General features: G+C 31.7%; 8 protein-coding genes. 6 read left to right on the forward strand and 2 right to left on the reverse strand.

All coding sequences use genetic code 11. From position 1 onward, the window contains the following. From ACKVOV_RS07145 to ACKVOV_RS07160, 4 genes are all read left to right on the forward strand, one after another. A partial coding sequence (locus ACKVOV_RS07145) for a succinate dehydrogenase cytochrome b subunit (protein ID WP_409206075.1) occupies nt 1-545 on the forward strand: 545 nt, incomplete at its 5' end. 9 nt (nt 546-554) lie between these two features. Then, the gene (locus ACKVOV_RS07150; RefSeq protein ID WP_409206076.1) at nt 555-2,564 is read left to right on the forward strand and encodes a fumarate reductase/succinate dehydrogenase flavoprotein subunit; all 2,010 of its coding nucleotides are present in this window, start codon (nt 555-557) and stop codon (nt 2,562-2,564) included. Between the two features lie 9 nt (nt 2,565-2,573). Next, a complete protein-coding gene (locus tag ACKVOV_RS07155) occupies nt 2,574-3,338 on the forward strand; it encodes a succinate dehydrogenase/fumarate reductase iron-sulfur subunit (protein WP_409206077.1) in 765 nt (254 codons plus the stop codon). An 85-nt stretch (nt 3,339-3,423) separates the two neighbouring features. Continuing rightward, nucleotides 3,424-4,188: a nitrilase family protein gene (locus ACKVOV_RS07160; protein WP_409206078.1), complete on the forward strand. Its 765-nt coding sequence runs from the start codon at nt 3,424-3,426 to the stop codon at nt 4,186-4,188. Here ACKVOV_RS07160 and ACKVOV_RS07165 read toward each other — a convergent pair whose 3' ends face one another. Next, nucleotides 4,189-5,790 (reverse strand): Ig-like domain-containing protein, encoded by a 1,602-nt coding sequence (locus tag ACKVOV_RS07165; RefSeq protein ID WP_409206079.1) that lies wholly within the window; start codon nt 5,788-5,790, stop codon nt 4,189-4,191. 87 nt (nt 5,791-5,877) lie between these two features. Continuing rightward, complete coding sequence (locus tag ACKVOV_RS07170) at nt 5,878-6,456, reverse strand: ComF family protein (protein WP_409206080.1); 579 nt, start codon at nt 6,454-6,456, stop codon at nt 5,878-5,880. Between the two features lie 176 nt (nt 6,457-6,632). Between ACKVOV_RS07170 and ACKVOV_RS07175 the strand changes: the two genes are divergently transcribed. Both ACKVOV_RS07175 and ACKVOV_RS07180 read left to right on the forward strand, forming a co-directional pair. Next, nucleotides 6,633-7,490, forward strand: a complete 858-nt coding sequence (locus tag ACKVOV_RS07175; protein WP_409206081.1) for a hypothetical protein — start codon at nt 6,633-6,635, stop codon at nt 7,488-7,490. A 177-nt stretch (nt 7,491-7,667) separates the two neighbouring features. Continuing rightward, the coding region (locus ACKVOV_RS07180) for a glycine--tRNA ligase (protein ID WP_409206082.1) at nt 7,668-8,856 on the forward strand (1,189 nt) is incomplete at its 3' end.

Here is an 8,856-nt window from a genome sequence, read left to right on the forward strand (position 1 = left end):
GTGCTGAAACTTTCAATATGATGTCTCATTTTATGGGATATAATCCAGTAATTCAATTTGTTATGCAGCCTGTTTTAATTCTCGGAGTTGTTTTTCATTTTGTAATGGGAATAGTTTTAGAATTAAAGAATAAAAATGCACGACCAGTTTCTTATGCAAAATACAATGGTGCTGCCAATGCATCTTGGGCTTCAAGAAATATGATTGTCTCAGGATTAGTAGTTTTAGCATTTATCGGATTACATTTTTATGATTTTTGGGTTCAAGAAATAACCTATAAATACATCGATGGAAACGCAATAGATGCAACAAGATATTATCCAGAATTAGTTGCTAAATTTGTAAGTCCAGTTCGTACAGGTTTGTACTGTTTAGCATTTATTTTGTTGTCTTTGCATTTATGGCACGGCTTCAACTCTTCTTTTCAATCTGTAGGATTCAATAATAAATTTTCAAAATCATTACATAAATTAGGATATGCTTTTGCAATAATTGTTCCTTTTGGATTTATTTTTATTGCATTATTTCATCATTTTAATAATTAATAGCTAATTATGAAGTTAGATTCAAAAATACCAGAAGGTCCAATTTCAGAGAAATGGACTAATCATAAAGATCATCTTAAACTTGTTGCTCCAAACAATAGACCAAAAATTGATATAATTGTTGTAGGAACAGGGCTTGCAGGTTCGTCTGCAGCTGCATCATTAGCCGAAATGGGATATAATGTGAAAGCATTTTGTTTTCAAGATTCTCCACGTCGTGCGCACTCAATCGCGGCTCAAGGAGGAATTAATGCAGCTAAAAATTATCAAAATGACGGAGATAGTACTTTTAGATTATTCTATGACACCATCAAAGGTGGAGATTATAGAGCTCGTGAAGCAAACGTACACCGTTTAGCTGAAGTTTCAGGAAATATTATTGACCAATGTGTAGCTCAAGGAGTTCCTTTTGCTCGTGATTACGGCGGAATGCTGGATAATCGTTCTTTTGGTGGTACACAAGTACAACGTACTTTTTATGCTGCAGGACAAACAGGACAACAATTACTTTTAGGTGCTTATTCTTCATTATCAAGACAAATAGGTCAAGGTAATATAGAAATGTTTAACCGTCATGAAATGCTAGATTTAGTAAAGATAGATGGAAAAGCTCGTGGAATTATTGCACGTAATTTAGTTACAGGAGAAATAGAGAGACATTCAGCTCACGCTGTTATTATTGCAACTGGAGGATACGGAAATGTATATTTCTTATCAACAAATGCAATGGGAAGTAATGTGACTGCTGGTTGGAAAGTGCACAAACAAGGAGCAGCATTCGCAAATCCATGTTATGTTCAAATTCACCCAACTTGTATTCCGGTTCACGGAATCAATCAATCTAAATTAACACTAATGTCGGAGTCGTTAAGAAACTCTGGACGTATTTGGGTACCAAAGAAAAAAGAAGATGCAGAAGCTATTCGTGCGGGAAAATTAAAACCAACACAACTTGCTGAAGAAGATAGAGATTATTACTTAGAAAGAAAATACCCTGCTTTTGGAAATTTAGTACCTCGTGATGTTGCTTCAAGAGCAGCAAAAGAAGTATGTGATGAAGGTCACGGAATTGAAGCTAACGATACTAATGAAGGTGTCTATTTAGATTTCTCTTCAGAAATTCAAAGCAAAGGCCGTCAAACTGCTTACGCAAAAGGAAACCATCACCCAACAGATGAAGAGGTTACCAAATTAGGAAAACAATGGTTAGAGGAAAAATATGGTAACTTATTTACCATGTACCAAAAAATTACTGACGAAAATCCATACGAAACACCAATGAAAATTTATCCAGCGGTTCACTACACAATGGGTGGTGTTTGGGTAGATTATAACTTACAGTCAACCATTCCTGGTTGTTTCGTTGCAGGAGAAGCAAATTTCTCTGATCACGGAGCAAACAGATTGGGAGCTTCAGCTTTAATGCAAGGTTTGGCTGATGGTTATTTTGTGTTGCCGTATACAGTTTCTAACTATTTAGCAGATGAAATTAGAACTGGAAAAATCCCTACAGATTCTCCAGAATTTGTTGATGCAGAAAATAGAGTTAAAGATTCTATTAATAAATTCTTAAACAATAATGGTTCTAAAACTGTAGACCATTTTCACAAGCGTTTAGGATTAATCATGTGGAATAAAGTAGGGATGGGCAGAAATGAAGCTGGTTTAACCGAAGCTATTTCCGAAATTGCAGCATTAAAAGAAGAATTCTACAAAGATGTTTATGTTCCAGGAAGTGCAGATGAATTAAATCAAGAATTAGAAAAAGCACTTCGTGTTGCCGATTTTATCGATTTAGGTCAACTAATGGCGATGGATGCATTACAAAGAAAAGAATCATGCGGAGGACATTTCCGTGAAGAATATCAAGATTCAGAAGGAGAAACGCTTCGTGATGATGAAAACTTCTCTTTTGTTGGTGCTTGGGAATACATGGGTTACGATATCAGCAAAGAAATTCTTAATAAAGAAGAATTGAAATACGAGTTTATTAAAATCGCAGCTAGAAATTACAAATAATATACAATTATGAGTGCAGCAAAAAATATCAATATAAACCTTAAAATTTGGCGTCAAAAAAATGCTAAAGCAAAAGGTAGCATGGAAACTTATAAATTAGATAATGTTTCTACAGCAAGTTCGTTTTTAGAAATGTTAGATCAATTAAACGAAGAATTAGTAAACGAAAAGAAAGAGCCAATAGCATTCGATCATGATTGTCGTGAAGGAATATGCGGGATGTGTTCACTTTACATTAATGGTAGAGCGCACGGACCAGATACAGGAACAACAACTTGTCAGTTACACATGAGAAAATTTAAAGACGGAGACACTATCTTTATCGAACCATGGCGTTCTAAAGCATTTCCAGTTGTAAAAGATTTAGTGGTTGACAGAAGTTCTTTTGACAGAATTCAACAAGCAGGAGGATTCGTATCGGTAAATACTTCGGGAAATACTATCGATGCAAATGCAACACCAATAAATAAAGGAGATGCTGATAAATCATTTGAAGCAGCTGCTTGTATTGGTTGTGGAGCTTGCGTAGCATCTTGTAAAAATGGTTCTGCTATGTTATTTGTTGGTGCAAAAGTATCGCAATATGCTTTATTACCACAAGGAAAAATTGAGGCTACAAATCGTGTGTTAAACATGGTTCGCCAAATGGACGAAGAAGGTTTTGGTAACTGTACAAACACAGGAGCTTGTGAAGTAGAATGTCCAAAAGGAATTTCTTTGGAAAATATTGCAAGAATGAATAGAGAATATTTATCTGCAAGTTTGAAAGGGTAAAATAAAATTTAATAGGCAAAAACAGAAACGCATTCATTAATTTGAATGCGTTTTTTTTTATATCTTCAATGTGTAAATTAATAATATGAAAATCGCCATAATTCAATCATTACTTCATTGGGAAAATCCAACTGAAAACCGAAATTATTTTGAACAAAAAATCAATGGTATTCAGGAAGAAACAGACCTAATAGTGCTTCCAGAGATGTTTACTTCTGGATTTACTATGAATCCAGAAACTGTTGCGGAAACCATGAATGGTGAAACAATAACATTATTAAAATCTTTGGCCAAAACCAAAAATTTTGCCATTACAGGAAGTTTAGTCATTATAGAAAATAATAATTTCTATAATAGATTGGTTTTTATTTTTCCGTCGGGAAAAATCGAATATTATGACAAAAAACATTTATTTTCTTTAGCAGGCGAAGACAAGATTTATACTTCTGGAAATGAAAAATTAATTATTGAGTACAAAGGTTTTAAGATTTGCCCATTAATATGTTATGACTTGAGGTTTCCCGTTTTTGCAAGAAATACCGAGGATTATGATTTACTAATTTATGTTGCAAACTGGCCAAAACCCAGAACAAATGCTTGGGATATTCTTCTAAAAGCACGCGCCATCGAGAATATGTGTTATACAATTGGTGTAAACCGAATAGGATTTGATGCAAATAATCATGAATACATTGGGCACTCACAAGCTATAGATTTTCTCGGAAATTCTATTCTCGAACCACAAGAAAGCGAAGGTGTTTTTGTAGTTGTTTTAAACAAACAAAAAATGCTAGAAACTAGAAATAAATTTGGTTTTCTAAATGATAGGGATGTGTTTGAAATTCGATAATTACTTACTCAAATCGAAATCCTGATTCACGTCCCAATTAGCACGAACATCTATTTCTGTTGGATAATGAACTACTTCTTCGGGCTGGCGATTCTCTAAATAACTTCCTGTATCACGTTGTTTATTTTTGTTTTCATCATAGATAATACGAAGGGAGTATTTTTGCGGTTCCATCAAAAGAAATTCGATTGTTGGATTGTTTTCTGAATATTCTGTAGCGAGAATTTTGCCAGATTTATCAGTCAATTCTATAATAACAGGAAAGGATTTTACGTTTTTTAAATTTATTTTTAAGTTCCCGTAATCGGAAGTGTTTTTTGTCGAAAATTTAAAAGTAAGACTATCATTTTTCTGACCTAAATAGTCTTCAACAGCATTTGGTAGCAAAGAAAAGGTATATTTTTCTTCGGGCTCTTTGGTAAATAAAATCTCAAAATGCTGATTGTACTCATCATAATTGGTTTTAAAATCAACTTTTGACGAATCTTTTTTTGTTAAAGTCATTTTCGTTACATCGAACTTATCCAAAGGAGTTTTTGTAGTAATAGTAAAATTTTCTTTAAAAGAAATTGCTCCAGTTTGCTTCGGAGATAATTTTAAACTATCCTGACGCTGGTTTTTTAATTTAACAATATAATCTTTTTTGTACTTTCCATTTTCGATATTTAACTGAATTGAATCATTTTTTATGGGCGCAAACCAAACCTGAACAGAATCTTTATCTGCAAATTTTGTCACTCTTGTTTTTATAAGATTACCATTTTTTTTCGTTTCAATTTTTATGTTTTTTGTATTTCCTTCATAACCAACAAGCACTCTGTTTCCTGATGCTTGCGATGGTTTTTTGGATTTAAATTTGGCTTCTTCTTTAAATAATTCTAACTCGAAGATAGATTTATCAGGAACAGTGATAGTTTGATTGTAAAACCCAATTTTGTCTTTATTTGGGTCAAATTTGTAATTGTCACCTATTTCTTTGAGCGCAACTAATTTGTATTTTCCAGCTTTAATATTTTCTATTTTAAAAGATTTTAAACTATCGGAAGTATTGGTTATGTAGCGTGGTGTTTGTTTGTATATAATCGAATCATTATATTTTTCGTCGACTTCATAAAGCATTACGTTTACAGATTTGTCAGTCTCTTTTTCGTATGAATCTCTTATAATTCCTTCTACAGAAAGTGAATCGATAAATGCACCTGTAGAAAGTACATATTTTAGTTGTGGATAAGGATTCCCTTCATTATAATCGACAATACTTTTTCCAAAATTGAAGCTATAAGTAGTGTTTGGCTTTAAAGTATCGTTAATTTTGATAGTAATATATTTGCTAGCACTTCCTTGTGGTAAAACCGTTATTGGTGTTTTCATTGGAGGTGAGATGATGAGTTGTTTTTGTAAATCTTTAATTTTTACATATTCATCAAAATTGATTTTAATAGTATTTTTGTTAAAGTTTGTAGAAAAATTCTCTGGAAAACTAGAAGTGATTTTAGGTGGCGTTTTGTCTTTGTCACCACCAGTTATTGTGCCTCTTTTTGCGCAACTTATCGCAAGAAGTAAAGTACAAAAAACAACTATTAGTATATAAATTTTTCTCATGAAACTTAATTTAATGAGTACAAAATAACGACTATATTTAGTGTAAACGAAATAATTTTAAAATTGTTTAACCTTTTTTAAATAAATCTATGATTGAGACATTGCAATAGTAACTATGCTAAGTTTTGATCCTGGAATTTGTAAAACAGCTTTTCCGCATGCTTCGAGTGTTGCGCCAGTAGTAAGAACATCATCTATAAGTAAGAAATGTTTGTTGTGGTGAATGTTCAAAAATTGAGCTTGAAAAGTGTTTTCTGACACAGAATTTCGGTTTGTTAAATCCTTTTTAGATTGTGTTTTTGCATATTCGTTTCGGATTAAAATAGTATCGTCAAATTGTTTTTTCAATCCATTTGCAATAGCATTCCCGAAAGTAGATACCTGATTATAACCGCGTTCTTTCAATCTTTTTTTATGTAAAGGAACAGGAATAATGTAATCAATGTTTGTTAGTGTTTTGTTGTCTTTTAAATCATTAGCGTACCATTCTCCTAAAATCAATCCTATTTCTTGATGGTTTTTGTATTTTAAGTTATGAATTAGTTGTTGCACAATTCCTTTTTTGTGATAATACAACATTGCCGAGGCATGTTCAATTGGGATTCGCCCATAAAATTTTTTAAAAGAATCATTCTCAATAATTAATAAATCGTTGGTTAATGGCATTTTATGTCTACATGAAATGCAAATTGTATTTTCGTTTGTAAAAAGTATTTCAGAACATCCAGAGCAGATTTCCGGAAAAAATAATTTTATCAGATTTTTAAGCATTTTGTCGATTTTATTTGTAATTATATAAAATAATATATAGTTTTATTAAAAATACTAAACTTTCCCCAAAGATGACGTCAAAAACTACCTTAACGATAATAAAACTAACATCTATTGTTTTTATATCTGCGGCTATGGTGTTTGCTGTGAAGTATTACGATAGCCAAAGAAAAAACAAAAAGCTAAAAGAAACAATTCTATTAGACAAAAAAACATATACGAATGATTTAAAAGAAATTTTTAATCGTTACGATTCGGAATTACTTAAAAATAAAACCTTAACTCAAGCTAATATTCTTAATCACAAAAACGAGACTATTGTTACTAAAGAGATTTTTAAGCCAACTAAAAATTTAAATGAGGAATCTAAATCATCTGCAAATAATTGTTTTGTAAAAAAAATAGACTCACTTAAATTTACTATAAAAAAACAAGTTGAAGAAAATAAAATGCTTACAAATCAAGTTAGTGTTTTAATTAATAAAAATAAAGAGTTACAGAAACAAAATTCTAATAACGAAAAGTTAATAAGTGTTTCTAAAAATCTAACTGCAACAAATGTGTATGCTAATGGTATAAGAATTGTTTCTAATAATATTATTGAAACTAAGCGTTTTAGTAACACAGAACAAATAAAAGTTTGTTTTACACTTTTAGAAAATAAAGCTGCATTAAAAGGAAACAAAGATTTATACATTCAAATTGTTAATCCTAAAAATAAAATTGTAAATAAAAACGGGGATTTTGTCGAATCTGAAGACAAATTATTACATTTCAGTGCAAAAACGAACATTTTTTATGACAATGAAGAATTAGATGTTTGCGTTTTTGTAGATCCTAACAAAGATGATATGCTAAGAGGTGATTACGAAATAAATATTTTTTCTGGTATCAATTTAATAGGGAATACTGTTTTCTCACTAAAATAATTTCTCACTAAAATTTTCAAATTGAAGAACCTAAATAGGTTGATTTTATTTGAAAATTTCTAGTATTTTTTTTAGAAGCCAAAAGCGAAAAATCTTTTTTCATTCTTACTATGTAATCAATATTTTTTTTGATTATTTTTTTCTAAAATTTTCATTCTCTTTTCTTATTTTTGCAGTATGGCAAAACAAGAAGACTTATTTAAGAACGTAATTTCACATGCAAAAGAATACGGATTTATTTTTCCGTCAAGCGAAATTTACGATGGTTTGAGTGCAGTATATGATTACGCTCAAAATGGTGCAGAACTAAAGAAAAATATACGAGAATATTGGTGGAAATCTATGGTGCAAATGCACGAAAATATTGTAGGGATTGATGCTGCAATATTAATGCATCCCACGACTTGGAAAGCTTCAGGTCACGTAGATGCTTTCAATGATCCATTAATAGACAATAAAGACTCCAAAAAAAGGTATAGAGCTGATGTTTTAATTGAGGATTATGCCGAAAAATTAAATCAAAAAGCCGAAAAAGAAATCGAAAAAGCAAGTATTCGCTTTGGCGAAAGCTTTAATCGTGAGGAATTTGTGACTACAAATGCTCGTGTAGTAGAATATCTTTCTAAAAAGAACGAAATTTTAGCGAGAATGGCACGTTCTCTAGAAACGGAAAATCTAGCTGACGTAAAAGCACTAATCGAAGAATTGGAAATTGCTTGTCCAGATTCAGGGTCAAGAAATTGGACCGAAGTAAAGCAATTTAACTTAATGTTTGGTACAAAAATTGGAGCCTCAGCAGAATCTGCGATGGATTTGTATTTGCGTCCAGAAACAGCACAAGGTATTTTTGTAAACTTCTTAAACGTTCAAAAATCAGGGCGTATGAAAATTCCATTCGGAATTGCACAAACCGGAAAAGCATTTAGAAACGAGATAGTAGCTCGTCAATTTATATTTAGAATGCGTGAATTCGAACAAATGGAGATGCAATTTTTTGTAAAACCAGGCGAAGAGATGAAATATTACGAATATTGGAAAACTACCCGTTTGAATTGGCATTTATCCCTTGGACTTGGAAAAGAAAATTACCGTTTTCATGACCACGAAAAATTAGCACATTATGCCAATGCTGCTGCTGATATCGAGTTCAATTTCCCATTTGGTTTCAAGGAATTAGAAGGAATTCACTCGCGTACCGATTTTGACTTAAAAGCGCACGAAAAATTCTCAGGTAGAAAACTACAATATTTTGATCCGGAACTGAATGAAAATTACGTGCCATATGTAGTTGAAACTTCAGTAGGATTAGATCGTATGTTTTTAGCTGTTTTTGCAACTTCATTAAAAGAAGAAACTCTTGAAGATG

It is taken from the genome of Flavobacterium sp., from assembly GCF_046153165.1.
Lineage (GTDB): Bacteria > Bacteroidota > Bacteroidia > Flavobacteriales > Flavobacteriaceae > Flavobacterium.